At 70.7% G+C, this 24,956-nt stretch carries 34 protein-coding genes; 18 read left to right on the forward strand and 16 right to left on the reverse strand.

Going from position 1 to position 24,956, the window contains the following annotated elements:
• Positions 1-38: 38 nt before the first annotated feature.
• Positions 39-167 (forward strand): hypothetical protein, encoded by a 129-nt coding sequence (locus RWH45_RS00195; protein WP_315992931.1) that lies wholly within the window; start codon positions 39-41, stop codon positions 165-167.
• A 67-nt stretch (positions 168-234) separates the two neighbouring features.
• Here RWH45_RS00195 and RWH45_RS00200 read toward each other — a convergent pair whose 3' ends face one another.
• Positions 235-726 carry a pyridoxamine 5'-phosphate oxidase family protein gene (locus RWH45_RS00200; RefSeq protein ID WP_315992932.1) on the reverse strand — a complete coding sequence of 164 codons (492 nt, stop codon included), beginning with the start codon at positions 724-726 and terminating at the stop codon, positions 235-237.
• 52 nt (positions 727-778) lie between these two features.
• A complete protein-coding gene (locus tag RWH45_RS00205) occupies positions 779-1,129 on the reverse strand; it encodes a biopolymer transporter Tol (RefSeq protein ID WP_315992933.1) in 351 nt (116 codons plus the stop codon).
• 229 nt (positions 1,130-1,358) lie between these two features.
• Between RWH45_RS00205 and RWH45_RS00210 the strand changes: the two genes are divergently transcribed.
• The 3 genes from RWH45_RS00210 (at position 1,359) to RWH45_RS00220 (ending at position 3,223) form a co-directional block, all read left to right on the forward strand.
• Positions 1,359-1,643 carry a hypothetical protein gene (locus tag RWH45_RS00210; RefSeq protein ID WP_315992934.1) on the forward strand — a complete coding sequence of 95 codons (285 nt, stop codon included), beginning with the start codon at positions 1,359-1,361 and terminating at the stop codon, positions 1,641-1,643.
• A 16-nt stretch (positions 1,644-1,659) separates the two neighbouring features.
• A complete protein-coding gene (locus tag RWH45_RS00215; protein WP_094733682.1) occupies positions 1,660-1,863 on the forward strand; it encodes a cold-shock protein in 204 nt (67 codons plus the stop codon).
• A gap of 244 nt (positions 1,864-2,107) precedes the next feature.
• Entirely contained in the window at positions 2,108-3,223 is a 1,116-nt protein-coding gene (locus tag RWH45_RS00220) for a fatty acid desaturase family protein (RefSeq protein ID WP_315994568.1), read from the forward strand.
• Between the two features lie 142 nt (positions 3,224-3,365).
• On the opposite strand, the gene RWH45_RS00225 is transcribed toward RWH45_RS00220, so the two are convergent.
• Both RWH45_RS00225 and RWH45_RS00230 read right to left on the reverse strand, forming a co-directional pair.
• Complete coding sequence (locus RWH45_RS00225; protein WP_315992935.1) at positions 3,366-3,968, reverse strand: M15 family metallopeptidase; 603 nt, start codon at positions 3,966-3,968, stop codon at positions 3,366-3,368.
• A gap of 84 nt (positions 3,969-4,052) precedes the next feature.
• Positions 4,053-4,556, reverse strand: coding sequence for a metallophosphoesterase family protein (locus RWH45_RS00230; protein WP_315992936.1), 504 nt, complete (start codon positions 4,554-4,556; stop codon positions 4,053-4,055).
• Positions 4,557-4,613: 57 nt separating this feature from the next.
• On the opposite strand from RWH45_RS00230, the gene RWH45_RS00235 reads away from it, so the two are divergent.
• Together RWH45_RS00235 and RWH45_RS00240 are read left to right on the forward strand one after the other, a co-directional pair.
• Complete coding sequence (locus tag RWH45_RS00235) at positions 4,614-5,282, forward strand: response regulator transcription factor (RefSeq protein WP_315992937.1); 669 nt, start codon at positions 4,614-4,616, stop codon at positions 5,280-5,282.
• Positions 5,275-6,357 carry a sensor histidine kinase gene (locus RWH45_RS00240; RefSeq protein ID WP_315992938.1) on the forward strand — a complete coding sequence of 361 codons (1,083 nt, stop codon included), beginning with the start codon at positions 5,275-5,277 and terminating at the stop codon, positions 6,355-6,357. Before RWH45_RS00235 ends, RWH45_RS00240 begins: the two co-directional genes overlap by 8 nt.
• Positions 6,358-6,380: 23 nt before the next feature.
• On the opposite strand, the gene RWH45_RS00245 is transcribed toward RWH45_RS00240, so the two are convergent.
• Positions 6,381-6,806: a VanZ family protein gene (locus RWH45_RS00245; protein WP_315992939.1), complete on the reverse strand. Its 426-nt coding sequence runs from the start codon at positions 6,804-6,806 to the stop codon at positions 6,381-6,383.
• Between the two features lie 113 nt (positions 6,807-6,919).
• On the opposite strand from RWH45_RS00245, the gene RWH45_RS00250 reads away from it, so the two are divergent.
• Positions 6,920-7,321, forward strand: coding sequence for a DUF3054 domain-containing protein (locus RWH45_RS00250; protein WP_315992940.1), 402 nt, complete (start codon positions 6,920-6,922; stop codon positions 7,319-7,321).
• An 87-nt stretch (positions 7,322-7,408) separates the two neighbouring features.
• On the opposite strand, the gene RWH45_RS00255 is transcribed toward RWH45_RS00250, so the two are convergent.
• Complete coding sequence (locus RWH45_RS00255; protein ID WP_315992941.1) at positions 7,409-7,930, reverse strand: glycine cleavage system transcriptional repressor; 522 nt, start codon at positions 7,928-7,930, stop codon at positions 7,409-7,411.
• 63 nt (positions 7,931-7,993) lie between these two features.
• Between RWH45_RS00255 and RWH45_RS00260 the strand changes: the two genes are divergently transcribed.
• Both RWH45_RS00260 and RWH45_RS00265 read left to right on the forward strand, forming a co-directional pair.
• The gene (locus tag RWH45_RS00260; protein WP_315992942.1) at positions 7,994-8,272 is read left to right on the forward strand and encodes a DUF6412 domain-containing protein; all 279 of its coding nucleotides are present in this window, start codon (positions 7,994-7,996) and stop codon (positions 8,270-8,272) included.
• Between the two features lie 118 nt (positions 8,273-8,390).
• A complete protein-coding gene (locus RWH45_RS00265; RefSeq protein WP_315992943.1) occupies positions 8,391-9,149 on the forward strand; it encodes a YidC/Oxa1 family membrane protein insertase in 759 nt (252 codons plus the stop codon).
• 19 nt (positions 9,150-9,168) lie between these two features.
• Here the strand turns inward: RWH45_RS00265 and RWH45_RS00270 are convergent, their stop codons facing one another.
• The 3 genes from RWH45_RS00270 to RWH45_RS00280 all read right to left on the reverse strand — a co-directional run bounded on the left by RWH45_RS00270 (position 9,169) and on the right by RWH45_RS00280 (position 11,123).
• Entirely contained in the window at positions 9,169-10,407 is a 1,239-nt protein-coding gene (locus RWH45_RS00270; protein ID WP_315992944.1) for an MFS transporter, read from the reverse strand.
• A 115-nt stretch (positions 10,408-10,522) separates the two neighbouring features.
• On the reverse strand, positions 10,523-10,738 hold the full coding sequence (locus RWH45_RS00275) for an SCO4848 family membrane protein (protein ID WP_315992945.1): 216 nt from the start codon (positions 10,736-10,738) through the stop codon (positions 10,523-10,525).
• 43 nt (positions 10,739-10,781) lie between these two features.
• Positions 10,782-11,123 (reverse strand): TraR/DksA family transcriptional regulator, encoded by a 342-nt coding sequence (locus RWH45_RS00280; protein WP_315992946.1) that lies wholly within the window; start codon positions 11,121-11,123, stop codon positions 10,782-10,784.
• A 52-nt stretch (positions 11,124-11,175) separates the two neighbouring features.
• Between RWH45_RS00280 and RWH45_RS00285 the strand changes: the two genes are divergently transcribed.
• Complete coding sequence (locus RWH45_RS00285) at positions 11,176-11,520, forward strand: DUF2834 domain-containing protein (RefSeq protein ID WP_315992947.1); 345 nt, start codon at positions 11,176-11,178, stop codon at positions 11,518-11,520.
• A gap of 71 nt (positions 11,521-11,591) precedes the next feature.
• On the opposite strand, the gene RWH45_RS00290 is transcribed toward RWH45_RS00285, so the two are convergent.
• A complete protein-coding gene (locus tag RWH45_RS00290) occupies positions 11,592-12,452 on the reverse strand; it encodes an SDR family oxidoreductase (protein ID WP_315992948.1) in 861 nt (286 codons plus the stop codon).
• A 93-nt stretch (positions 12,453-12,545) separates the two neighbouring features.
• Between RWH45_RS00290 and RWH45_RS00295 the strand changes: the two genes are divergently transcribed.
• The 3 genes from RWH45_RS00295 (at position 12,546) to RWH45_RS00305 (ending at position 14,711) form a co-directional block, all read left to right on the forward strand.
• Entirely contained in the window at positions 12,546-12,914 is a 369-nt protein-coding gene (locus RWH45_RS00295) for a winged helix-turn-helix transcriptional regulator (RefSeq protein ID WP_315992949.1), read from the forward strand.
• Between the two features lie 3 nt (positions 12,915-12,917).
• Entirely contained in the window at positions 12,918-13,973 is a 1,056-nt protein-coding gene (locus RWH45_RS00300; protein ID WP_315992950.1) for an FUSC family protein, read from the forward strand.
• A gap of 90 nt (positions 13,974-14,063) precedes the next feature.
• Positions 14,064-14,711 (forward strand): LON peptidase substrate-binding domain-containing protein, encoded by a 648-nt coding sequence (locus tag RWH45_RS00305; protein WP_315992951.1) that lies wholly within the window; start codon positions 14,064-14,066, stop codon positions 14,709-14,711.
• Between the two features lie 87 nt (positions 14,712-14,798).
• On the opposite strand, the gene RWH45_RS00310 is transcribed toward RWH45_RS00305, so the two are convergent.
• The 4 genes from RWH45_RS00310 to RWH45_RS00325 all read right to left on the reverse strand — a co-directional run bounded on the left by RWH45_RS00310 (position 14,799) and on the right by RWH45_RS00325 (position 17,107).
• Entirely contained in the window at positions 14,799-15,575 is a 777-nt protein-coding gene (locus tag RWH45_RS00310) for an isocitrate lyase/PEP mutase family protein (RefSeq protein ID WP_315992952.1), read from the reverse strand.
• Positions 15,572-16,237 (reverse strand): SDR family oxidoreductase, encoded by a 666-nt coding sequence (locus tag RWH45_RS00315; RefSeq protein WP_315992953.1) that lies wholly within the window; start codon positions 16,235-16,237, stop codon positions 15,572-15,574. Before RWH45_RS00315 ends, RWH45_RS00310 begins: the two co-directional genes overlap by 4 nt.
• A 1-nt stretch (position 16,238) precedes the next feature.
• A complete protein-coding gene (locus tag RWH45_RS00320) occupies positions 16,239-16,622 on the reverse strand; it encodes a PPOX class F420-dependent oxidoreductase (protein ID WP_315992954.1) in 384 nt (127 codons plus the stop codon).
• Positions 16,623-16,708: 86 nt separating this feature from the next.
• Complete coding sequence (locus RWH45_RS00325) at positions 16,709-17,107, reverse strand: YchJ family protein (protein ID WP_315992955.1); 399 nt, start codon at positions 17,105-17,107, stop codon at positions 16,709-16,711.
• Positions 17,108-17,201: 94 nt separating this feature from the next.
• On the opposite strand from RWH45_RS00325, the gene RWH45_RS00330 reads away from it, so the two are divergent.
• Complete coding sequence (locus tag RWH45_RS00330) at positions 17,202-18,113, forward strand: 5'-3' exonuclease (protein ID WP_315992956.1); 912 nt, start codon at positions 17,202-17,204, stop codon at positions 18,111-18,113.
• Between the two features lies 1 nt (position 18,114).
• On the opposite strand, the gene RWH45_RS00335 is transcribed toward RWH45_RS00330, so the two are convergent.
• Both RWH45_RS00335 and trpD read right to left on the reverse strand, forming a co-directional pair.
• Positions 18,115-19,107, reverse strand: coding sequence for a PHP domain-containing protein (locus tag RWH45_RS00335; RefSeq protein ID WP_315992957.1), 993 nt, complete (start codon positions 19,105-19,107; stop codon positions 18,115-18,117).
• A gap of 3 nt (positions 19,108-19,110) precedes the next feature.
• A complete protein-coding gene (gene trpD, locus RWH45_RS00340; RefSeq protein ID WP_315992958.1) occupies positions 19,111-20,172 on the reverse strand; it encodes an anthranilate phosphoribosyltransferase in 1,062 nt (353 codons plus the stop codon).
• Between the two features lie 133 nt (positions 20,173-20,305).
• On the opposite strand from trpD, the gene ctaE reads away from it, so the two are divergent.
• Genes ctaE through qcrB form a run of 4 tightly spaced genes read left to right on the forward strand, consistent with a single transcriptional unit; the run spans position 20,306 to position 24,748 of the window.
• A complete protein-coding gene (gene ctaE / locus RWH45_RS00345) occupies positions 20,306-20,977 on the forward strand; it encodes an aa3-type cytochrome oxidase subunit III (protein WP_315992959.1) in 672 nt (223 codons plus the stop codon).
• Between the two features lie 14 nt (positions 20,978-20,991).
• Complete coding sequence (qcrC, locus tag RWH45_RS00350; protein WP_298875568.1) at positions 20,992-21,804, forward strand: cytochrome bc1 complex diheme cytochrome c subunit; 813 nt, start codon at positions 20,992-20,994, stop codon at positions 21,802-21,804.
• Between the two features lie 44 nt (positions 21,805-21,848).
• Positions 21,849-22,907, forward strand: coding sequence for a cytochrome bc1 complex Rieske iron-sulfur subunit (qcrA, locus tag RWH45_RS00355; RefSeq protein WP_315992960.1), 1,059 nt, complete (start codon positions 21,849-21,851; stop codon positions 22,905-22,907).
• Positions 22,904-24,748, forward strand: a complete 1,845-nt coding sequence (qcrB, locus tag RWH45_RS00360) for a cytochrome bc1 complex cytochrome b subunit (protein WP_315992961.1) — start codon at positions 22,904-22,906, stop codon at positions 24,746-24,748. The genes qcrA and qcrB overlap by 4 nt, the downstream gene beginning before the upstream one ends.
• Positions 24,749-24,956 lie beyond the last annotated feature (208 nt).

Consider the following 24,956-nt stretch of genomic DNA (forward strand, 5'->3'; position numbering starts at 1 on the left):
CCCGTGCGCCTGGATCGGACGAGTGGTCGGGTGCCGTCATGGACACCTTCGCCGAACGCACCCCCGACACCGCCGACGAGCCCGACGAGCTCGAGACCGCCGACGCACCGTCGGTTCCCACGACCGACGACGACGACACCCCCGTCGACAACCCCTCCGGCGGCTGAGGCCGCCTCTCCCCGCACCCGCGGGTCGGGGCGGTGCCGGTGGATCGGCACCGCCCCGGTCGGGTCGTCAGTCGGTCAGGTCGAACGTCTCGTTCTCGCCGCCTCGCGGGCGATCACCCGTCACCTTCGACGTCACGAGCGCGATCGCCGTCGCGATGCGCCCACCCGCGCTGCCCCAGTACTCCCCCGTCAAGGTCGAGACCTTCAGCAGCGTCACGCCCGGCGCCTCGGGGCCGTCCGGGAACCACGCCTCGACGCTCGTCGACCACAGCTCCTTGAGCTTGGCGAGGTCGTCGACGACCTCGGCCTCCCCCGCAAGCGACAGCCACGTGCCGTCGGTGCTGAACGACAACCCCACCTTCGGGTCCCGACGCACGTGCTCGACGGCGGAGGCGTGCGTCCCGACGATGAACCAGAGGTCTCCGTCGGACTCGGTCTCCTGCACGGTGAGGGGGTGAGCGTGCAGGTCGCCGTTCTCGGCCCGCGTGGTGACCATGGCGAAGCGGAACTTCTTCAGCAGTTCGTTGAGCTTGTCCAGCTCGGAAACAGTGGATGACATGACTCTCCCTCGATCGTGGAGGTCCCAGCCCAGCGGTTCGATCCTCGACGCGCTACGTGTTGACGGCGGGCGCACCGTCTGCTCTCGGAGGGGCGAGGCGGTCGAGCTCGGCCAGCGCCTCGCGCGCCCGCGACAGCCGCGCCGCGACCTCGTCGTCCCACCACTTCGGCCCTCGTTCGCCCAACCCGGCCTTGGCCAGCCCCACGCGAGACCGGGCGTCGGCCGTGGCGTCATCATCCCCGTCGCGTTTCGCCACGCGCACCGCCGCACGCGCCCTCCCCAGGTGGGAGCGCAGGGCCGTGGCGAGATCCTCCGGAAGCAACGGGTCCGTCCGACGCCACCGCCTGCCGTCGATGACCAGCCAGCGCTCGTCGTCGGACGCGGCCGGATCGGTGGATGCCATGCGCCCAGTCCAGCGCACCGCGCCGGCCGTCGAAAGTTCCCGGGCGGCGTTCGGGCATCCGTGCTAGCGTGGAGGTATTCGTTCTGGGACTTGCTTCATCGACGCCCGCCTCATCGCTGAGATGCCGGGCGCACGGCGCCGAGCCGTTTCCGACAGCATTCCCTCCCTCACCCATCGCGTGCCTCGCTCGACGGCCTCGGTCCTCGCGTCGCACTCGCGGAAAGTTCTTGTGTCTTTGCTTCACCCTTCGCCACTGTCGTGGCGCCAGGCCGATCTCGACGTCTACGTCGCGACGGCCGGATCCGACTACGCCGGTTTCGTCGGCGCGGCCACCTCGGGCTACGAAGCCCAAGGTCCGCTCGGCGAGAACCTCGGCGTCCACGCGTCCGTCGTCGCGGCTCAGGCCGCGGTCGACGGGCACCGCGTCCGTGTCACCGATTCGGTGCCGCGGCGTCCCCGTCCGCTCCGCACGCGTCGGAGCGGCACCCACGGTCGCATCTGCGGCCCAACATGAATAAAGGAAGAACACGATGGCCACTGGCACCGTGAAATGGTTCAACTCCGAAAAGGGCTACGGCTTCATCGCTCCCGATGACGGCTCGGCCGACCTGTTCGCGCACTTCAGCGCGATCCAGGGCAACGGCTTCAAGGAGCTCGCCGAGGCCCAGAAGGTCGAGTTCGACGCTGAGCAGGGCCCCAAGGGCATGCAGGCGGCGAACATCCGCCCCCTCTGAGCTCCGCTCCTCTGCACGAGAGCCGGGCGCGTCGCCGACGCGACGCCCCGGCTTTCGTCGTTCCCGGGCGGCGGCGGCCCGGCCGTCGCGGGGGCGCTCGCACGCGCGGATGTTTCCGTTTCCCGTGAGGCTCCTGCACATGTGGATGTATTCCGGGGCCTTTATACGGCGACCCGTAATGTGAACCTCGGGTCGGGAAGCCGTCGGCCCGACCTCCGCAGAACGCACACCCGAGGAGCAGCAGATCGCTACCCCCGTCGCCGAGTCCCGCCTCGGCCCCGTACGTCAGACCTATTCCGGAACCAAGGAATTCCCCCCGATCACCAAGGCCTACACGGAGCTGTCGCAGGTGGTCCGCGAGAGCGGGCTGCTCGTACGCACCCCGCGGTTCTACGCGGGTGTCGCCGTGGCGATCGTGCTCGGGTTCGCCGGGTGCATCACCGGCTTCATCCTCCTCGGCGACAGCTGGTTCCAACTGATCATCGCCGCGGTCCTCGGCATCCTGTTCACGCAGGTCGCCTTCCTCGCGCACGAGGCGGCCCACCGGCAGATCTTCGCCTCCGGCCCCGCCAACGACCGCCTCGGCCTCTTCATCGGCAACGGCATCGTCGGCATGAGCCGCTCGTGGTGGGCATCGAAGCACACCCGGCATCACGCCAACCCGAACCGCGTCGGCAAAGACCCCGACATCGAGATCGACACGATCTCGTTCCTCGACGTCGACGCCGCCAAGGCGCGCGGCGTGCAGCGCTGGATCACGCAGCGCCAGGGCTATCTCTTCTTCCCGCTGCTGGCCTTCGAGGGCATCAACCTCTACGTCCTGGCGCTCCGTCACCTGCTCTCGCGCGGCGAGAACAAGGACCGTTGGAAGGAGCTCGGCCTGCTCGCCCTGCGCCACACGATCTTCATCGCCCCGATCTTCGTCTTCCTGCCGGTGGGCCTCGCATTCGCGTTCTTCGGCGTCTCGGTCGCCGTTTTCGGCATCTACATGGGCGCGTCCTTCGCGCCCAACCACAAGGGGATGCCGGTCATCGAGCCCGGCGCGAAGCTCGACTTCTTCAGCAAGCAGGTGCGCACCTCGCGCAATGTCTCGGGCGGCTGGTGGGCCACGTGGCTCATGGGCGGGCTCAACTACCAGATCGAGCACCACCTGTTCCCGAACATGCCGCGCCCGCACCTCAGCCGCGCCCGCGTCATCGTGCGCGAGCACTGCGCGACGATGGACGTGCCCTACGTCGAGACGACGCTGTTCCAGTCCTACGGGATCGTCATCCGGTACCTCAACCGGGTGGGCCTCGCTGCCCGCGACCCGTTCGAGTGCCCGATGACCTCGGCGGCGCGCCACCTCAACGCGGAGTAATCCCCGTCGAACGACGGCGCCGTGCCCTCCGGGGCGCGGCGCCGTCGTGATCCGCGGCCGAGCTTGTTCGAGCGCCCGGTGAGCGAGGGCGGTGAGAACGCCACCCCTCGACGCACCCGGGTGCACCTTCGGGCGGGCGCCGTCACCCGCGCGCATCCGCGAGCGGCGGAGGACACTCGCCGCCGTCCGTCGTCGCCCGTTCGAAATGCCACCTCTCGTTCGCATAGGTCTGGCAGAGGCCCCATTCGCGGCCGTGCTCGATGATCCACAGCTGGGCGTCCAGCGATCCGATGTCGACGGCGTGCCCGGTCACGTGGCTGGACTGCTCGGGAGTCGCGACGAATTCGCGAGCCACCTCCTCGCTGCCGTAGGTGCGGATCGCCTCTTGCAGGAGCCAGCGCTGATAGGCCTCACTTCGCCATCCGCTGGTGATGTCGAACGAGATCCCGTCGTCGTCGGCCACCTCCGCCGCGGCCCGCAACGCCTCGAGCAGCTCGGCGTCGAGGCGTCCCAGTGCCGGATGCCCGTCATCGGCCGGCGTCAACGGCTCGGCATCCGGGATCATGCCGTCGGCCTCGGTCGGCGGGAACGGAACCGCAGCGCTGATCCCCGCGACGAACGACGACGCGGTCACCGTCGACAGGACGACGAGGGCGGCGATGAGCACGACGATCGCCCCGCCGGCGCCGACGAGCAGCACGAGGAGGCGACGACGGACGGGGCGTGGAGACCGGGACGAACGCATGCCACGAGTCGATCGCGACGACCGTTGCCGGAGCGTATGCCGCCGGGCATACGACGGCGATAGTCCCGTCCGGACCGGTCACGATCAGTCGCGCGAGACCTCGTGCAGGAGCACGTCGCGGACGGCGCCGTCCGACAGCGTCGCCGTCATGACCGTGCACGCCGGTTGGCGGCGCCGATCGGTGGGCGAGCCGGGGTTGAGCAGCCGCAGTCCCGCGGGGGTCAGCGAGTCCCACGGGATATGGCTGTGCCCGAACACGAGCACGTCCGTGTCGGGGTAGGCGGCATCCATGCGCTTCTCCCGCCCCGCGGCGGCGCCCGTCTCGTGCACCACGGCGAGGCGCACCCCGTCGATCTCGGCACGGGCCACCTCGGGCAGACGCGTCCGCAGGCCGTCCCCGTCGTTGTTGCCCCAGACCCCCAGCACGGGTCCGATCGCCGACAGATCGTCGAGCACGCTCTCCTCGACCCAGTCGCCGGCGTGCACGATGAGATCGGCCCGGGATGCCATCCGCCGCACCGCCGTGGGGAGAGCTCGGGCCCTCTTCGGCACGTGCGTGTCGGCGAGGAGCAGAAGTCGCGTCGGCATGCGTCCACGCTACCGACGCATACGTCGGCGATATCCCCGCCCGCCTACGATGACGGGATGCGCGTGCTGATCGTCGAGGACGAACCCTTCCTCGCCGAGGCGATCCGTGACGGCCTCCGGCTCGAGGCGATCGCCGCCGATATCGCCGGCGACGGCGACACCGCTCTCGAACTGCTCGGCTACACCGCGTACGACGTCGTGGTGCTCGACCGCGACATCCCGGGCCCGAACGGCGACGAGATCGCGCGGGACCTGGCTGCCCGTGCAACCGCGCCCCGCGTCCTGATGCTGACCGCGGCCGACCGCCTCGACGACAAGGCGTCGGGGTTCGAGAGCGGCGCCGACGACTACCTGACCAAACCCTTCGTGCTGCGCGAGCTCGTCCTGCGCCTCCGGGCTCTCGCCCGGCGCCCTGCGGCCTCCGCCCCACCGGTGCTCGACCAGGACGGCATCCGCCTCGACCCGTTCCGCCGCGAGGTCTACCGCGACGGTCGATACGTCTCGCTGACGCGGAAGCAGTTCGCGGTGCTGGAGGTGCTGATGACCGCGAGGGGCGGGGTCGTCAGCGCCGAGGCGCTGCTGGAGCGCGCGTGGGACGAGAACGCCGACCCGTTCACGAACGCCGTGCGCATCACCATCTCCACGCTCCGCAAGCGCCTCGGCGAGCCCTGGCTCATCCAGACGGTTCCGGGCGTCGGCTACCGCATGGGTCCGCTCGATGGATGAGCGCGCACCCGGCCTGTCGGTGCGCGTCAAGCTCACGTTGAGCTACGCCGCGTTCGTCGTGATCGTCGGTGTCGCCGTCTTCGCGCTCGGGTTCCTCGTGCTGCGCTTCCTGCCGGAGGGGAACCTCTTCTCCGACAGCGGCGCGTTCACCCCCGCGCGCGGAGACTTGACGGAGGCGTTCGTGCGATACGCCTGGTACACGGTGGCGGGCCTCGCGGTCGTCGGCCTCGGCGGCGGGTGGGTCGTGTCGGGCATCATGCTGCGGCCTCTCACCCGCATCACCGACACCGCCCGCGCCGTGCAGGGCGGCGATCTGGAACGGCGCGTCGCCCAGCCCGGCCGACGCGACGAGCTCACCGATCTGGCCGACACCTTCGACGCGATGCTCGAACGTGTCGGCGAGACCCTCCGCGAGCAGAAGCGGTTCGCCGCGAACGCGTCGCACGAGCTGCGCACGCCGCACGCGACGATGCGCACCATGCTGGAGGTGGCGCGTGCCGATCCGGCCGGGGTCGACATCGACACGCTCCTCGACCGGCTCGACACCACCAACGAACGTGCGATCCGACTCACCGAAGCGCTGCTCCTGCTGTCGCGCGCCGGCAGCACGACGCCTCTGCCGCGCGGCTCCGTCGATGTCGGCTCCGTCGTCCGGGCGGCCGTCGTCGAGGCGCAGTCAAGCGCTCACGACGCCGGTGTCGCGCTGACGGCGCAGACCGCCTCGGAGGTGACGGCCCATGGCGACGAGACGCTCCTCGCCCAAGCGGTGACCAACCTCGTGCGCAACGCCGTCGTGCACAACGTCCCGGGCGGCTGGGTGCGCGTGGGCGTGCACAGCGATGCCGCCGAGGTGTTCGTGGACGTCGCCAACACCGGGGCTCCGCTCACGGACGCCCTCGTCGCCACGCTCCCGGAGCCGTTCGTGCGCGGCGCCGGCCGGACGCGCGGGCGTGGGGACGGGACGGGGCTGGGCCTCGCGATCGTCGCCTCGGTCGCGCGCGCGCATGACGGAGTGCTCGAACTCTGGCCGCGCGAGGGCGGGGGCCTTTACGCGCGGCTTCGTCTGCCGCGCTGATCGCGGCGCGAGCGGCGCGCGCGTCATCGACGTGCGAGCAGCCTGCCCCCGACGACCACGACCGTTCCGATCAGTGCTCCGGCGGTGTTGGCCACGACATCGCTCGGGTCCGGCACACGCCCGGGGATGACGGTCTGCGCGATCTCGATCGTGGCCGACACCGCCGCCCCCAGGACCACGGATGCCGGCGCCCACCGCAGCGGGAGCAGCAGCGCGACCGCCGCACCGAGGGGGATGAAGAATCCGATGTTCACGGCCACATCGACACCCCAGCCGAACAGCACCTCGGTCCACACCGGCGGGAGCCGATCGAGCACATCGAGGGCGAGGGAGCGCGCCGGCCACGCGATCGAGCGCGGCGCGAGCGTGAGCGCGGCCGTCACGGCCAAGACCCCCGTGGCGCCCAGCACGCGGGCGGGGGTGAGCAGCGGTGCGCGGCGATCTGTCATGAGAACCTCCGGGTCGACGAATCACCAGCCCATCGCGCGGCGTGTTGCCCCGGCGTCTGCGGGAGTCGATACGTCGGCGATAGGCGGGCCCGCGAGAGGGCGAGAATGGAGGCGTGCCATCGACCCGCCGCTCCCCCGCCGCCCTCGCTCTCCTCGTGGACGCCGTCCTCGTGACCGTCTTCGCCGCCATCGGGCGGGCGACCCATGACGGCGACGTGCTCGGGCCGTTCGGTTCGGGGCTCGCGACGACGGCCTGGCCCTTCCTCGTCGCCCTCCTCGTCGGCTGGCTGGTGTCACGGGCGTGGCGCGGCCCGGTCGCGCTCGTCCGCACGGGGCTGCCCGTCTGGGCCGTCACGGTGATCCTCGGCATGGTGCTGCGTGCCGTCAGCGGTCAGGGCGTCGCGGTGGCGTTCGTCATCGTCGCGGCCGTCACGCTCGCGCTGTTCCTGCTCGGGTGGCGCGGGATCGCGCGCCTCATCGGACGGGGACGACGGACCGCGACGCGACCGCTCTGAGCCCCACCCGGTCGCTTCGCGTCGGCGCCCCGGTCCTGGCACCCGACGTCCGGAACGCACGCGCCACCGGGATGCCGGACCGAGAGGTCAGGCTTCGTCGGACAGGGTGACGTCGACCTGGATCTCCGTCGCCAACCTCTCCAACTCCGCCACCAGGTCGTCGACGACGACGGTCGCAGCGAGCGTCGCCGTGATCGAGGCCTCGAACAGTCGTCCGCCGGCCATCGCGGCATCCGTCGTCTGCGTCGACATGCGTTCGATACTCGCGCCCTGCGCGCTGAGTGCGGTCGACAGCTCGCGCACGATACCGGGGCGGTCGTTTCCGACCACGTCGAACGTCACCGTGCGCGCGGCAGCGGCAGCGGCGGCGGCAGCAGCTCCGGCGTGCACCGTGACGGCGAGCGTTCCGGCCAGCCCCTCGAGTGCGGCGCGCAGGGCGGCGGCGCCGTCGGCGGCGATCGAGACCTCGACGATGCCGGCGAAAGCTCCCGCCAGCTCGGCGAGCTCGCTGTTCTCCCAGTTGCCGCCGTGGGCGTCGACGATGTCGGCGACGGAGGACACGAGCCCGGCGCGATCGTCGCCGACGATGGTGAGGACGAGGGTGGTCATGGCGACAGCGTAGCGAGCTGCCCACTGCTACCGTGGGACCACGAGACTCCCGGGGGTGAGCGTGTGATCGCATCGATGATCGCCGTGCTCAACCTCGTGCTCGCCTCCGCCGAGCTGGCCGTGACACCCGGAGGGGGGACACCGCTGCTGGCGGTCGTCCTGGCCGCGGCGGTCGTCGTCACCGCCGTGATCGTGCTCGTCGTCCTCCCGGCGCTCCTGGCCGCCACGGCGCCGCCGAGTCCCCGGCCCGCCGATCCCTCGGCACCGATCGCCCAGAGCGATCCCGATGCCGCCGGCCACCCGCGCCCGCGCGCGCCGGGCCGCACGATCCGCGTCGCCTGATCCCGACCGCCTTGCCGCGTCCCGCGGCATTCTCCGGCGTTCTCTGCGAACTGCGACGCCGGTCGCCCGCGCCCGCCCGGCTCCTGCCGTCGACCGCGCCCCGCGACCGATCCCCGCCGTGATCGACGCACCGATTGGACGCCCCGTGGACCTCTTCGCCCTTCCTCCCCTCGCTTTCCTCCTCGACATGACCACCCGCGCTCTGCTCGCGCTCGCCGCCGTCTTCGACCCGCTCGTGCCGGGCGCCGCCGCCGCCCTCGCGGTCGTCGCCGTGACCGTGATCGTGCGGATGCTCCTCATCCCCGTGGGCGTGTCGCAGGCGCGTGCCGAGCAGACACGCGCGCGCCTCGCCCCGCAGCTGCGCGCCCTGCAGGAGCGGTGGCGGAAGAACCCGGAACGTCTGCAGAGCGAGACGATGCAGCTCTACCGCGACGAAGGCGCCTCCCCCTTCGGCGGCTGCCTGCCCCTGCTCGCGCAGGCTCCGGTGGTGGGGCTGCTGTACGCGGTGTTCCTGCATCCCGTCGTCGGCGGACACGCGAACCTCCTCCTCGCGCACGACCTCTGGGGTGTCCCCCTCGGACGCAGCCTGGTCTCCGCCCTCTCGACGGGAACGGTGGATGCCGCCACCGCCGCCGTGATCGGCGGGATCGTCGTCGTGATCGCCGGGGTCGCCGAGCTCACCCGACGCCTGCTCCGGCCTGCGGTCGACCCCTCCGCGCCAGCCTGGACGGGCGCGATGGTCGGCGCGCTGCAGTTCACCACGGCCGTCGTGGCGGTGTTCGTGCCTCTGGCCGCCGGCCTCTATCTCGCGGTGACCACCGTGTGGACGCTCGCGCAGAGGCTGATCCTGCGCCGTCGCTACCCGCTCCCGGCGTGAGGTCCGGGCGGACGCGGGCTCACACGGTGAGCGGGGCGGCGTCCCACCGCGGCGCAGACGACGCATTGACCGCCGCCATGGCGAGCACGAGCAGCGCCGCGCCCGCGGGAAGAAGCATCGCCGTGGCCACCGAGACATCCTCGGCGATCGCGCCGGTCACCGCCGACGACACCGCTTGGGCGAGGGTCAGCGCGGAGGCGAGCAGGGTCATGGTCGAGGCGGTTCGTCCGCGCGGGGCGCGGTGACCGGCGAGGCTGAACAGCGTCACGAGCGAGGGCCCGACGCCGATGCCCATGAGGCACAGCACGATCGTGACGGTGACCACGGATCCGCCGACCGTGTACGCCCCCGCGGACGCGGTGAGGATAGCCGCGAACAGCACCAGGCGCCAGCGCAGCGCAAAGCGCGCGGGCAGGGCCGCGACGGCCAGGGCCAGGACGGCCGAGCCGACGCCCATCACGCCGTAGAGCAGCGCCCCCGCCTCGGGTGCGCCCTGGGCCTCCATGAACGCGGTCAGCGAGGTCAGCGTCGAACCGAAGAACAGTCCGACGCCGAAGACGGCCGCGATCAGCACGAGCATGCGGGGGTGCAGCACGTCACGGAAGGGCGCCATCTCCTCGCGCTCCGACCGTTCGGGCACGGCCCGTCCGGTCGGGTGCAGCGCGAACGCGGTGACGAAGACGAAGCTCAGCACCGCGGCGCCGATGATGGGCGCCCAGGGGGCGACGAGCGCGGCGAGGACGCCGACGACGAAGGGGCCGATGACGAAGGCGGTCTCGTCTGCGGCCGACTCGTACGCCATCGCACGCGAGAAGGTGCGCTCACGGCGCTCGGGGCGCACCCGGTCGCCGATGAGGGCCATCACGCGGCTCCGCGACATCGCGGCGGTCTGCGGGCCGGTGAGACCGATCGCCGTCGCGACGATGAGCAGCAGCGCCTCACCGGGGGCCGATGCCACCACGAGCGGGAAGAGCGCGAGCAGGATGCCGTTGGCCACCCCCACCGGGACGAGCACGCGCCGCTGGCCGTGACGGTCGGCGAGGTCGCCGAGCACGGGGCCCGCGACGACGACGCCGAGGCCGACGGCGGCGGAGGTGAGCCCGCCGAGCGCCACGGAGCCGCGCAGGGCGACGACGATGGCGAGGACGCCGACGGTCATCATCGCGAACGGCAGACGAGCGACGAACGCGACCGGGAAGTACCAGAATCCGGTGTGGTGGATCAACGGTCGGTCGACGACGGGGGCGGGGTGGTGCATGAGGATCTCCGGGGCGTGGGGCAGTGCCGCCTTGCCGGTCCGGTAGGTAGATGCACGAGGTGCGGCGGGCGAACCCGCGCGACCAGTCTACCGAAAGGCCTCGACCGGGGCCCGGTCAGCTCACGATCGCGGCGATGGCGGCGAGCACGGACGCGAGGGCGAGCACGAGGGCGACCGCGATGAGCACGGTGTGCACGATGAGGAACGCCGTCGGCTTGCCCGCGGCATCCCGCGCCCGGGGGTCCTTCGCGATGCGCGGGTAGAAGCGCGGCCAGACGACGGCGTTGAAGACGGCGTTGGCGAACAGCAGCACGATCAGCAGGGGTTCCACACGTCGAGCCTAGGCGCCCCCGTCCGCCCGTCGCGCCGCGCGACTACCGCGCGCAGTCGATGCACCGCCGCGCGAACGGCCGCGCCTCCAGGCGGGCGTCCGCGATGGGCCGGCCGCACCGCTCGCACACCCCGAAGGTCCCGGATGCCACGCGCTCGCGCGCAGCGCGGATCTCGGCGCGTTCGGCCTCGGCTCCGCGACGCAGCGCGTCGACCTGGGCCCACTCCCCCGACAGCGTCGATCCCTCGGGGTCGTGCTCGTCGTCGGCTGTTGCGTCGGCGCGGTCGTGACGAAGACTCTCCTCGTCGTCGTGCAGGCGGGAGAGGCGGTGAGCGATCTCCCGCTCCCGTTCCTCCAGCACGCGCCGTGCGGTGTCGGCATCCATGCCTCGACGCTAGCCCCCTCCGCCGACACCGGCGCTGGGGCAGGATCGCGGCATGAGCGAAATCCGACGCCACTGGTCGCCGACCGCGGTCGCGTTCCTCGTCCTGTCCGTCGCCGGCCTGGTCGGCACCTGGACCTTCAACGCCTTCGCCATCGTGCAGATGCGCGACTTCATCGGGGATCTCGTCACGAGCGGACCCGCGGTGTCGTCGATCACGATCGACCTGCTCGTCGTGGCGATCACCGGGAGCGTTTTCGTGATCGTCGAGGCGCGGCGGCTCGGCATGCGCTTCGCGTGGCTGTACATCGTGCTCTCCGGCGTGACCGCGTTCGCCTTCACGTTCCCGCTCTTCCTGGCCATGCGCCAGCGCCGCCTGACCGCCCTCGAGAACGCGTGAGTCGCCGAGGATCGTCGCCTCCACAGGCGCAGAAGCGACGAATCCCGGCGACTCATGCGAGGGACGAGGGGTCAGCGGGCGGCGAGGCCCTCGCGGAGTCCGTCGACCAGCGGGGTTGTCGGGCGACCGATCAGCTCCGACAGCGTGCCGTCGGTCTGCGAGAGCGCACCGCGCGCGATGGCGTCGTCGATCCCCGCGACGAACGCCGCCGTCCCGGCATCCAGGCCCGCCGCCTGCAGGCCGGCCTCCAGCTGCTCGAGCGTCACCGCCGTGTACGTCACCGGACGGCCGAGCACCTCGCCCGCGGCCGCGGCGAGGTCGTCGTAGGTCCACGCCACATCTCCGCCGACCTCGAGGGTGCGTCCGGCGAGCTCGTCGGTGGTCAGGGCGATCGCCGCCGCCGCCGCATAGTCGCGACGGCTCGCGCTGGCGACACGCGCATCCCCGACGGCCGCGACGATCTCGCCGGTGTCGGCCCCGCGGGCCACGGCATCCAGGTAGTTCTCGGTGTACCAGTTGTGACGCAGGACGGTCGCCGACAGGCCCGACGCGGCGATCGCCTCCTCGGTGGCCTTGTGATCGGCGCCGAGCGCGTAGTCGACCTGGTCGACGCGCGGGGCGCTGGTGTAGACGAGGCGCTCCACGCCGGCCGCGCGCGCCGCGTCGATGACATTGCGGTGCCCGGTCACGCGGTCGGCGTCGGTCCCGGAGATCAGCAGCACGCGGTCGACGCCCGCGAAGGCTGCGGCGAGGGTCCCGGGGCGGGAGTAGTCGAGCTCGACGACGCCGACCCCGCGCGCGGCGAGGTCGTCCACCTTCGCGGGCGTGCGGACGCCGGCGACGATGTCGGATGCCGCGACGCCGCGCTCGAGGAGAGCGTCGACGACGAGACGGCCGAGGTGTCCGGAGGCGGCGGTGACGAGGAGAGTCATGGGAGTGTCCTTTCGATCGGTACGCCTCGTGCAACGGCGGCCGCCCGCCCGCATTCCGGAATGCAGGTACCCACTTTCTGGTTAGGTACTCACATGAGCGTCAGTCTTGCCGATCTGCGCGGCCGCAACCCCGAGATCTTCACCGACGGCTGCCCCACCCGCACCGTGCTCGATCACGTGATGGGCAAGTGGGGCATCCTCGTGCTGCTGGCGCTGTCCGACGGCACGCAGCGCTGGGGCGTCCTCCGCCGCAACATCTCCGGGATCAGCGAGAAGATGCTGGCCAGCACCCTCAAGACGCTCGAGGGCGACGGACTCGTGCAACGCACGGCCTACCCCGAGGTCCCGCCCCGCGTCGAGTACGCCCTCACACCGCGCGGACGCGATCTCATGACGCGCGTGATCCCCCTCATGGAGTGGGTCGCCGACAACGCCGACGACATCGTGGCGCGGAAGGACTGACCCGTGCGCATCCCCGACCTGCGCACGGTGCGCGGCAGTCTCACCGTCCGCGCGCCGCGTCGTGTCCCCCTGCTCCAGGTGGCGAAGTCCGCGCTCGCCATCGTGGCGGCGTGGCTCCTGGCGGGCTGGCTCGTGCAGGGTCCGCCCCCGATCTTCGCCGCGATCGCGGCGCTCCTCGTCGTCCAGCCGAGCATCAACCAGTCGTTCACCCGCGCCGTCGAACGCAGCGTCGGCGTCATCGTCGGCGTCCTCATCGCCGCCCTCCTCGGCCTCGCCTTCGGGTCGCAGCCGTGGGTGGCGCTCCTCTCGGCGGGGGTGGCGCTGGCCGTCGCCTGGGCCGCCCGGATCTCGCCGGGCGCGACGAACCAGATCGCGATCAGCGCCCTCCTCGTGCTCGCCCTCGGCACCGCGACCCCGAACTACGCCCTCGACCGCGTCCTCGAGACCCTCATCGGCGCTGCCATCGGCATCGTCGTCAACACCGTCCTCGTCCCGCCCGTGCTCGTGCCCGCGGCCCGCGAGAAGGTCGACGTCCTCGGACGCGAGCTGGCCGCGGCCCTCGAGCGCCTCGCCGACGCCCTCGAGAGGCCGCAGACCCCGGCATCCCTCGAGGGGCTCCTGCTCGAGGCGCGGTTGCTGCGCCCCGTCCGGGATGCCGCCGCCGATGCGATCCGCGAGGGAGCCGACTCGCTGGCCTTGAACCCCCGCAGCAACCGGCACCGCGCTGAGCTCGCGCAGATGGGTGCGCTGCTGGATCGCTTCACCCCGGTGGTGACGCAGACCGTCGGCATGACGCGTGCCGTCTACGACGGTTACGAGAGCTCCATCGTCGACGAGCCGGCGGTGCGCGCGATCGCGGAGCAGTTGCACCGGGCCGCGCACGACGTGCGGTTGGCGTTCGCCCTCGACGCGGGGCCCGAGCGGGCGGTCGACACCGAGCCCGCGCTCACCCGCCCCCTGCAGATCCAGACGCCCTCGACCCTGCACTGGGTGCTCACGGGATCGCTCCTGATGGATCTGCACCGCGTCCACGAGACGCTCCGTGAGACCGAGGACTGAGCCGGACGGCATCCCTGTCCTCTCCGCAAGCCCCCTGAGGATCGGCGCCGTCGCGACCCCGTCGTCCCCCGGCGCTGGTTGACTGGGGCCATGGGTACCGCGATGTTCCCCCTCGGAGCCGTCCTCTTCCCGCACACGCCCCTCGCGCTGCGGATCTTCGAGGAGCGCTATCTCGTCATGCTGGGGCGCCTGCTCGACGAGACCGACCCCGCCTTCGGCGTGGTGCTCATCGAGCGCGGCTCCGAGACCGGCGGCGGCGACCAGCGTTTCGCCCTCGGCACCATGGCGCAGCTCAGTCACGTCGTCCCGCAGGCGGGGCAGATGCAGATCGTGGCGCGCGGGACCGAGCGCTTCGAGATCGTCGAGTGGCTCGACGACGCGCCCTATCCGCGCGCCGACGTCCGCGCCCTCCCCGACCTCGAGTGGAACGACGCACTGATGCCGCTGCTCGAGGAGGCCGAGCGCATCGTGCGGCGCGTGCTCGGCCGCGCCCAGCAGTACGGTGGCACGCGCTGGGATCCCGAGGTCGAGCTGTCGGAGGAGCCGCTCCCCCGCGCCTGGCAGGTCGCCGCGATCGCGCCGCTGGGTGAACTCGACCAGATGGAGCTCCTGCGCTCCGAGACCCTGGGCGGGCTGCTCCGGGCGACCATCGACCTCACCCTCGCGGCCGAGCCGCTGCTGAACGACCCGGTGCCCGACGGGGTCATCGTCGTCGACGAGGACGACGACGAGGTCTGACATCGGCGGTCGCCCCGCGGATGCCGACCACGACGCGACGGAGTCCGGAACACCGCCGACGCGGCATCCCGGACTCCGGTGCGGCGGTCAGTTCAGTTCGCGGACCGTCGACGGAATGACGCCGTCGGCGTAGAGGTCGATCGCGAGATCCTGGAGCGCCGTCAGCGCGACGCGTTGGGTCTGCGGGCCGTACGAGATGCGGGAGACCCCCAGCGCCTCGTACTCGGCGGCCGTGAGGTTGCCCGGGACGCCGATGACGCTCAGCTTCCGCTCCCCGAGACCCTCGACCAGGCGCCGGGTCGTGTCGGCATCGAGCTTCCCGGGCACGAACACCGAGGTGGCACCCGCCGCGAGGAACGCGCGGCCGCGCTCGACGGCATCCGCGATCTTGTCGTCGAGCGACCGATCCGCACCCTTCAGGAACACGTCGGTGCGGGCGTTGAGCGCGAAGGGGACGCCCTCCGCCTCACCGGCGGCGATCACCGCTTCGACGGCGGCGACGGCCTCGGCGAGCGGCTTCACCCGGTCCTCGACGTTGGCGCCCACGACGCCGACGCCGATCGCTCGGCGCGTCGTCTCGCCCGGATCGCCGAAGCCGGCGTCGAGGTCCGCGCTGACAGGCACGTCGACGGCGGCGACGATGCGTCCGACCATGTCGAGCATGAGCTCGACGGGGATGTTCTCGCCGTCCTCGTAGCCGAAGGTCGCGGCGATCGAATGACCCGCTGTCGCGAGCGCCTTCGTCTCGGGAAGCGCCGCGACGGCCCGCGCCGACACGACGTCCCAGACGTTGACGACGCGGAGGATCTCGGGGGCGGCGTGCAGCCCGACGAGGGTCTGCGCGCGGTCGGCGACGGCGGTCATGCGTCGCTCCCCGCGTGCTCGGCGACGATGGCCTCGGCGATGAGCGTGTCCCCGGCGCCGAAGCGGATGAAGCGCCCGATGGTCGCCGGCTGCACGAGCACGGCGGCGGCCACGGCCGCGACGTCGGCGCGCGAGACCTCGCCCTTGCCCTGCGGTGCGGTGGTGATGCGTCCCGTCGGCGGGTCGAGGGTGAGCGTGCCCGGGCCGAGGATGGTCCAGTCCAGCTCGCTCGCCCGCAGGTGGTCGTCGGCCGCGAGCTTCGCGTCGGCGTAGGCGTAGAACGAGTCGTCGGGGTCGATCCCGTGATCGGGCGTCGAACCGATCCACGACACCATCACGAAGCGTCGCACGCCCACCTTCGCCGCGGCGTCGACCGCGCGCTGCGCGGCGTCGCGATCGACGGCGTAGGTGCGCTCGGCGCTGCCGCCGCCGGCCCCGGCGGACCACACGATCGCGTCGGCGCCCTCGAAGGCTGCGGCCATCTCGTCGGTGTCGGCATTCTCCACGTCGAGCACGAGGGGCGTCCCGCCCGCCTGTTCGATGTCGCCGGCCTGGTCGGGATTGCGGATGACGGAGGTGGCCTCGTCGCCGCGGTCGGCGAGCAGCCGTGCCAGGTGCAAGGCCACCTTCCCGTGCCCTCCGATGATCACGATGCGTTCCATGTCACTGTCCTCCTACGTTGTCGATCGACATTTTCAAGATCACGCGGTCGGCGCGATCGGGCGGCGCCTCCTGCTGCGCGTTGCCGTAGCGCATGCCGAGGAAGACGTAGAACGCGCCCTCGGGGTCGGGCTCCACCTCGATGAGGCGACCGCGCACCTCGATGTAGCGGTACGGGCGCTCGGGGTCGAAGACCATGAGGCTCATCGACGGATTGCGCTGCAGGTTGCGGTACTTCTGGCGCGTCACGGTGTGCGTGAACAGCAGGTGTTCACCGTCGTAGGCGAACCACATCGGGTTCACCTGCACCGTCCCGTCCGGACGGACGGTGCCGAGACTGCCGTAGTTCGGGTTCTCGAGCAGGTCGCGTTGCGCGTCGGGGATCATGCGTGTCCTTTCGCCGAGGATCCGGAATCGACCCTATTCAGCAGCACCGACACGCCCACGCGGGGTTGACGCCCCGCGTGACGCCGTCACGCCACATCGCCGTCGACGTACACCCACCGCCCGCCCCGCCGCACGAAGCGGCTCCGTTCGACCAGCTCTCCGTCCCGGCCGGCCTGCCGCCAGCGCGCGCGGAAGGCCACCACCGCGGCATCCCCGTCCTCCGCCGCGTCCTCGATGATCAGTCCGGTCCACACCGTGCCGTCGTCGACGTCGATGTGATCCGGACGGGTACGGGGATGCCACGACCGGGCGAGGTGCGCCTCGTCGCCGAGCGCGAAGGCGGAGTAGCGCGAGCGCATGAGCCGCTCCGCGCTCGGGGCGGGGGCACCGTCGAGGATCGGCGCACAGCAGTCGCCGAACACCCCGCCCCCGCACGGACACGGCGCCTGCGCCTGTGGACGAGTGGATGCCGACCCGAAAGACATCCCGCCACTCTAGGTCTCGTCCCCGTTCCCTCCCCGCCGTCGAGCCTCCCCGCGCCGATCGCCCCCGAGCACCTCCCGTGCCAGGATCGAGACCGTGACCGACCGCATCATGCTCCTCGACACCGCGTCGCTGTACTTCCGCGCCTTCTACGGCGTGCCCGACAAGGTGAAGGCCGCCGACGGCTCGTCGGTCAACGCCGTCCGGGGCCTGCTCGACATGATCGCCAAGCTCGTCACCACCTACCGCCCCACGCGCCTCGTCGCCTGCTGGGACGACGATTGGCGACCCGCTTGGCGCGTCGACCTGCTCCCGAGCTACAAGGCGCACCGCGTCGTCGAGGCGGTGCCGTCCGGGCCCGACGTGGAAGAGATCCCCGATCCGCTCGAGGCCCAGATCCCCCTCATCCGGGAAACGCTGGCCGCGCTCGGCATCCCCGTCGTCGGCGCTCCCGAGCACGAGGCCGACGACGTCATCGGAACCCTCGCCACCCGGGCCGACGCGCCCGTCGACGTCGTGACCGGCGATCGCGATCTCTTCCAGCTGATCGACGACGCCCGCGGCATCCGCATCATCTACACCGCCCGCGGCATGAGCAACCTCGAGATCGTCGACGACTCCGCGGTGCTCGGCAAGTACGGCGTGCACGCCGCGCAGTACGCCGACTTCGCGGTCCTCCGGGGCGACCCCTCCGACGGCCTTCCCGGCGTGGCCGGCATCGGCGAGAAGTCCGCCGCCTCGCTCCTCGAGGCCCACGGCTCCCTCGACGCCATCCGCGCCGCCGTAGAGGACGGAACCGCGGGCACCCCCGCGCAGCGCGCGAAGATCGCCGCTGCCGCCGACTACCTCGCCGTCGCCCCGACCGTCGTGCGCGTCGCGCGCGATCTGCCGCTCGCTCCCTTCGACGACGCACTCGGGCCCGTCGACGAGGACGCCGCGACGGCGCTCGCCGAGAAGTGGAACCTGGGCTCGTCGATGACTCGCGCCCTCGCCGCCCTACCGCGCTGAATCAGCGCTTCCTCTCGAGCCATTCCCGCAGCCGCGGCAGCGGCCACGTCGTCACGATCCGCTCGACGGGCACCCCGAGGGCCTCGGCGCGCGCCGCCCCGTAGTCGAGCAGCGACAGCTGGCCGGGAGCATGGGCGTCGGAGTCGATCGAGAACAGGCACCCCGCCGCGATCGCCTGGGAAAGCATCTCGTCGGGCGGATCCTGCCGCTCGGGCCGCGAGTTGATCTCGACCGCGACGCCCGATTCCGCGCACGCCGCGAACACCGCCTCGGCGTCGAACTCCGATGGCGGGCGCGTCCCCCGCGCCCCCTCGACGAGCCTGCCGGTCACGTGCCCCAGCACGTCGACCCGAGGATCCCGCGCCGCCGCCACCAGACGCGTCGTCATGAGCCGACGCTCCATGCGCAGTTTGGAATGAGCGGATGCCACGACCACGTCGAGCGCGTGCAGCAGCTCGTCCTCCTGGTCGAGGCTCCCGTCGTCCAGGATGTCGACCTCGATCCCGGTGAGCAGCGTGAACCCCTCACCACGGTGACCCCGCACGATCTCCATCTGCGCCCGCAGGCGCTCCGGCGACAGACCGTTCGCGACGGTCAGCCGCGGAGAGTGGTCGGTGAGCGCGAGGTACTCGTGCCCCAACCCGCGGGCCGCGTCCACCATCGCCTCGATCGGGGTCAGCCCGTCCGACCACTCGCTGTGGCTGTGCAGATCGCCGCGCAGCAGCGGGCGCACCGTGTCGCCCCCTACCGCCGCCGTCTCCTCGCGCAGTTTCGACAGTCGCTCGGGCACCTCGCCGGCCAGGGCCTGCTGGATGACGGCGAACGTGGAGTCGCCGATGCCCGGGCGCCGCCGCAGTGCCGGGTCGCGCAGCTGCTCCACGGACAGACCCTCGATCGCGGCGGCCGCCGCGCGGAACGCCTTCGACTTGTACCGCGACGACCTCTCCCGCTCGAGCAGGTACGCGATCTCGGTGAGCGCGTCGAGCGGATCCATGCCCTACTCCGCCAGGTCCTTCGACGTCTGCACCCAGGCGTCGAGCTTCGCGGAGGCTCGACCGTCGTCGATCGCCGCCGCCGCATCGGCCATCGCCTCGGCGAGGCGCTCGAGGATCGGACGCTGCACCTGGGCTGCATCCTGGAACAGGCGGAACGACACGAGCCCCGCCGCGGCGTTCAACAGCACGATGTCGCGGACCGGTCCGGTCTCTCCGCCGAGCACCCGCCGCACCACCTCGGCGTTGTGATCGGGAGACCCGCCCAGCAGGTCGTCGATGTCGGCCAGAGGGATGCCGAGATCCCGCGGGTCGAGATCGTGCTCGTGCACGTCGCCGCGGCTGATCTCCCACACCCGGCTGTGGCCGGTGGTCGTCAGTTCGTCGAGGCCGTCGTCGCCGCGGAAGACGAGGGCGGTGGCCCCCCGCGTCCGGAAGACGCCGGTGATGAGCGGCACCCGGTCGAGGTGCGCGACGCCCACGGCATTGGCCTCGGCTCGGGCCGGGTTGCACAGGGGCCCCAGGAAGTTGAAGACCGTGGGCACGCCGAGCTCGGAGCGCGTCGCCGCTGCGTGACGGAAGCCGGGGTGGAAAGCCGAGGCGAACGCGAACGTGATGCCCGTGCGCTCCAGCGTCTCGGCCACCTTCTCGGGCGCGAGCGTCAGGGCGATGCCCAGCGACGACAGCACGTCGCTCGACCCCGACGCCGAACTCGCGGCACGGTTCCCGTGCTTCACGACGGGGACTCCGGATGCCGCCGCCACCACGGCCGCCATCGTCGACACGTTCACGGTGCCGTAGCGGTCTCCCCCGGTACCGACGATGTCGAGCACCTCGGCCCGTACCGGCAGCGGTACAGCGGCCTCCAGGATGGCGTCACGGAATCCGACGATCTCCTCGACCGTCTCGCCCTTCGCCCGCAGCGCCATCAGGAATCCCGCGAGCTGGGAGGGCGTCGCCTCGCCGGCCATGACCTGCCGCATGGCCCACGTGGACTCCGACACGCTGAGGTCGGTACCCGCGAGCAACGAGGAGAGCAGATCGGGCCAAGTGAAGCGTTCCGCCATGCCATGATCCTTTCACACGCGTGTCGCTCGCCCTCACGGAGGCCCACGGCCGTGGAACCGCCTCCGCACCGGGGATTCCTTGCGGATTCTGAGGCTTCCCTAAGTCTCGACGATGGAATATCCCAGGGTGGGGATGGGAATATCGGCCCTCGGGATCGCGCATAATGGAACGGTGACGACCTCAGCGACGTATTCCCAGGCTGTGCGTGCCGTGAAGCGGCCCGACCCGGTCGCCGTGGGCACCATCGTGTGGCTGGGCAGCGAGGTCATGTTCTTCGCCGGCCTGTTCGCGATCTACTTCACCCTGCGCAGCACCTCCGCGCCCCTCTGGGCCGAAGAGACGCAGCTGCTCAACGTCCCCTTCGCGACCGTCAACACGATCATCCTCGTGCTGTCCTCGGTCACGTGCCAGATGGGCGTGTTCGCTGCGGAGCGATACCAGCCGTACCGCACGGGCAAGCCCACGGGCTTCCTCAAGTGGGGAATGGTGGAGTGGTTCTACCTCACCTTCATCCTCGGCGCGGTCTTCGTGTCGGGTCAGGTGTGGGAGTACGCGACGCTGGTGGCGGAGGGCATGCCCATCAGTGCCAACCCCTACGCCTCGGCCTTCTACCTCACCACCGGCTTCCACGCCCTGCACGTGACGGGTGGCCTCATCGCCTTCCTTCTCGTGATCGGTCGCGCCTACGCCGTGAAGAACTTCGGCCGGAAAGAGATGACCACCTCGATCGTCGTGTCCTACTACTGGCACTTCGTCGACGTCGTCTGGATCGCCCTGTTCTTCGTCATCTACTTCCTCAAGTAAGAGAGCTGCACCACATGGCACGCGAGAAGAAGACTCGTCGGGCATCCGGTCGCCGGAGCCCCCTGGCCGCTGCCGCGCTGATCGGCATCGGCCTCCTCCTGACCGGAGGCGTCTACGCCGGCGCGTCGGCCGCCATGGCCGCGACGTCGACCGTCCCCGAGAGCGAGGTGAACTCGGCGACCGCGGTCGACGAGGGTCAGAAGCTCTTCCAGGCGAACTGCGCCACCTGTCACGGTCTCGACCTCCAGGGCAGCCAGCAGGGTCCGTCCCTGTTCGGCGTCGGCGAGCTGTCGGTCCACTTCCAGGTCTCGACCGGTCGCATGCCGCTGCAGGCCCAGGGCCCGCAGGCTCCCGTGAAGCCGCCGCAGTTCACCGAGGAGCAGATCAACGCGATCGCCGCCTACGTGCAGTCGGCCGCTCCCGGCCCCGAGTACCCCTCGGCCGACCTCGTCGACGGCGAGGGCGATCTGTCGCACGGTGCCGAACTGTTCCGCATCAACTGCGCCATGTGCCACAACGTCGCCGGCGCCGGTGGCGCGCTGACCGAAGGCAAGTGGGCGCCCGACCTCCACACGGTCACGCCCGTCAACATGTACGCCGCCATGGTCACCGGGCCGCAGAACATGCCGGTCTTCAACGACCTCAACCTCACCCCCGAAGACAAGCGCGACGTCATCTCCTACCTGATGTACCTCCAGAAGAACGACTCCCCGGGTGGCTACGCCCTCGGCTCGCTCGGTCCGGTCTCTGAGGGTCTGTTCATCTGGATCTTCGGTATCGGGGCGCTCATCGCCCTGACCGTGTGGATCACGGCGAAGTCCAACTGACCGTCGTCTTCGACATTACGTAAACGCACGAGGAGCACAGCACTATGGCACACGCGGACGACGCACTCGAGCACGAGAGGGCTTCCTGGAAGCCCGGCTCGGGGCTCGCCGTCGCGGTTCCCGACGCCGTACAGAACCCCGGCCTTCCCGGTCACCGTCAGCGCATGACGGACCAGGACCCGGCGACGATGAAGCGCGCGGTCCGCACGGTCTACACGCTGTTCTACTTCTCGGTCGCGGCGAGCATCTGGGCGAGCATCGCCTACATGATCTTCCCGATCGAGTCGGGCGCGCTGATCGACATCCGTTACAACAATCTCTTCATCGGACTCGGCATCGCCTTCGCGCTACTGGCGATCGGCATCGGCACCATCCACTGGGGCAAGTCGGTGATGTCCGACAAGGAGTACATCGAAGACCGTCACGCCACGCGTGGGCGCGACCAGGTCCGCGAAGGTGCGATCAACGTCTTCGCCGAGGCCGACAAGGACTCCGGATTCGGCCGTCGCGAGATCATCCGCAACTCGATGTTCGCCGCCCTGGCCGCCTCGGTCATCCCGGGTATCACGCTGTTCCGTGGTCTGGCTCCGCAGGACGTCGACCCGGTGACCGCTCTGAGCCACACGATGTGGAAAGAGGGAATGCGCCTCTCGCACGACCCCTCGGGTCGTCCGATCCGCGCCGCCGACGTCACCCTCGGCTCCGCTTTCCATGTCATCCCCGAGGAGCTCGCCGGCCTCGGCCACGACGAGGGCTACCTCGAAGAGAAGGCCAAGGCCATCGTCCTGCTCATGCGCATGCAGCCGGAGCAGCTGAACCCCGAGACCAACAACCTGGACTGGTCGTACGACGGCATCATCGCGTACTCCAAGGTCTGCACGCACGTCGGCTGCCCCGTGGCGCTGTACGAGCAGCAGACCCACCACCTCCTGTGCCCCTGCCACCAGTCGCAGTTCGACGTCGCCAACGGTGCGGCCGTCATCTTCGGCCCGGCCGCCCGTCCCCTGCCGCAGCTCCCCATCACCGTCGACGCCGAGGGCTACCTCGTCGCTCAGAGTGACTTCCACGAGCCCGTCGGCCCCAGCTTCTGGGAGCGCTCATGAGCACCGGTACCCACCCCACCGAGAACGTCACGACCGAACCGGCCGTGTACTCCGGGCCGCCTCAGGCCCCGGCCGGCCGCGAGGGCAAGCCGCTCGGCGGCAAGTTCGTCGGCGCCGCCGCCAACTACCTCGACGAGCGCACGAGCATGTCGGGCATCGTCAAGGAGCTCGGCCGCAAGGTCTTCCCCGACCACTGGTCGTTCATGCTCGGCGAGATCGCGCTGTGGAGCTTCGTCGTCGTCCTGCTCTCGGGTACGTTCCTGACGTTCTTCTTCCAGGCTTCGATGGTCGAGACGCACTACAACGGTGCCTACGAGCCCATGCGCGGCATCGCGATGTCGGCCGCGATGGAGTCGGCGCTGCACATCTCGTTCGACCTGCGCGGTGGTCTCCTGGTCCGCCAGATCCACCACTGGGCGGCACTCGTGTTCGTGGCCGGTATCGGCGTGCACATGCTGCGCGTCTTCTTCACCGGTGCGTTCCGCAAGCCCCGCGAGCTCAACTGGGTCGTCGGCTTCATCCTCTTCATCCTCGCGATGGCCGAGGGCTTCACCGGATACTCGCTCCCCGACGACCTGCTCTCGGGTAACGGCCTCCGCATCATCGACGGCATGATCAAGGGTCTGCCGATCATCGGAACCTGGACCTCGTTCCTGCTCTTCGGCGGCGAGTTCCCCGGAACCGCGATCGTCGGACGCCTGTACACGCTGCACATCCTGCTGCTGCCCGCGATCCTCGTGGCCCTGCTCGCCGTGCACCTGATGCTGATGATCATCAACAAGCACACGCAGTTCGCCGGCCCCGCCCGGACGAACAGCAATGTCGTGGGCTACCCGATGCTCCCGGTCTACGCCTCCAAGATGGGCGGATTCTTCTTCATCACGTTCGGTGTCATCGTCCTGATCGCCGCCCTCGTGACCATCAACCCCATCTGGAACTACGGTCCGTACGACCCGTCTCCCGTGTCCGCCGGTACCCAGCCCGACTGGTACATCGGCTTCGCCGACGGTGCCCTGCGTCTGGTCCCGCCGCACCTCGAGTTCGTGCTCTGGGGCCACACCTGGTCGTGGAACATCATCTTCCCGGTGGCCGTCCTCGGTCTGTTCATCGTTCTGGTCCTGATCTACCCCTTCATCGAGGCGTGGGTCACGGGCGACAAGCGTGAGCACCACATCGCCCAGCGCCCGCGCAACGCCGCGACGCGCACGGCGATCGGCGCCGCGGGTGTCACCTTCTACGCCGTGATGTGGGCGGCTGCCTCGTCCGACATCATCGCGACGCACTTCCACCTCACGATGGAGGGCGTCATCCACACCCTCCAGGCACTGCTGATCCTCGGACCGGTGCTCGCCTACTTCGTCACCAAGCGCATCTGCATCGCGCTCCAGAAAAAGGACCGCGAGATCGCGCTGCACGGCTACGAGTCGGGTCGCATCGTCCGCCTCCCCGGTGGCGAGTACATCGAGGTCCACCAGCCGGTCGACGAGTACGAGCGCTGGAAGCTGGTCGACAACGAGACCTACGAGCCTCTGGTGGTCCGCCCGAACGACAAGGGTCAGATCCCCTGGCACGAGAACGTGCGTGCGTCGGTGTCGCGGTGGTTCTTCGAGGACCGCCTCGCTCCCCTCACGCAGACCGAGATCGACGCGGCGGTGGCTCACCAGCACCACGAGCTCGACCACATCGCGCACGAGGAGGCCGACGAGATCGCCGGTGCCAACGCTCGCGCCGATGAAGACGGTCGCCCTCACAATGAGGTCGGCGGCCGCGTCGAGGTCGAGATCCCGGCCCCCAAGGGCCTCGAGGAGCGCAACCGTCCGAACGACGGCAAGAGCGAGTAACCACTCCTCCCTGACGGAACCCCCGGTGCTACGGCGCCGGGGGTTCCGTCTTTTGCTCCGTCGACCCTCCGCAGGAGGCTCGCGTCCGCGCGACAATCGAGAGGCGCTCCACCCGGGGATTCACCGGATGCCGCCGGCCCCGCCGCGTTCCTGGGTGCTTCGGGGATGAGCGATCGGTCTCCTGGCAGGAAGACGACGACGCCTGGCA

The organism is Microbacterium galbum, from assembly GCF_032464915.1.
GTDB classification, from domain to species: Bacteria; Actinomycetota; Actinomycetes; order Actinomycetales; family Microbacteriaceae; genus Microbacterium; species Microbacterium galbum.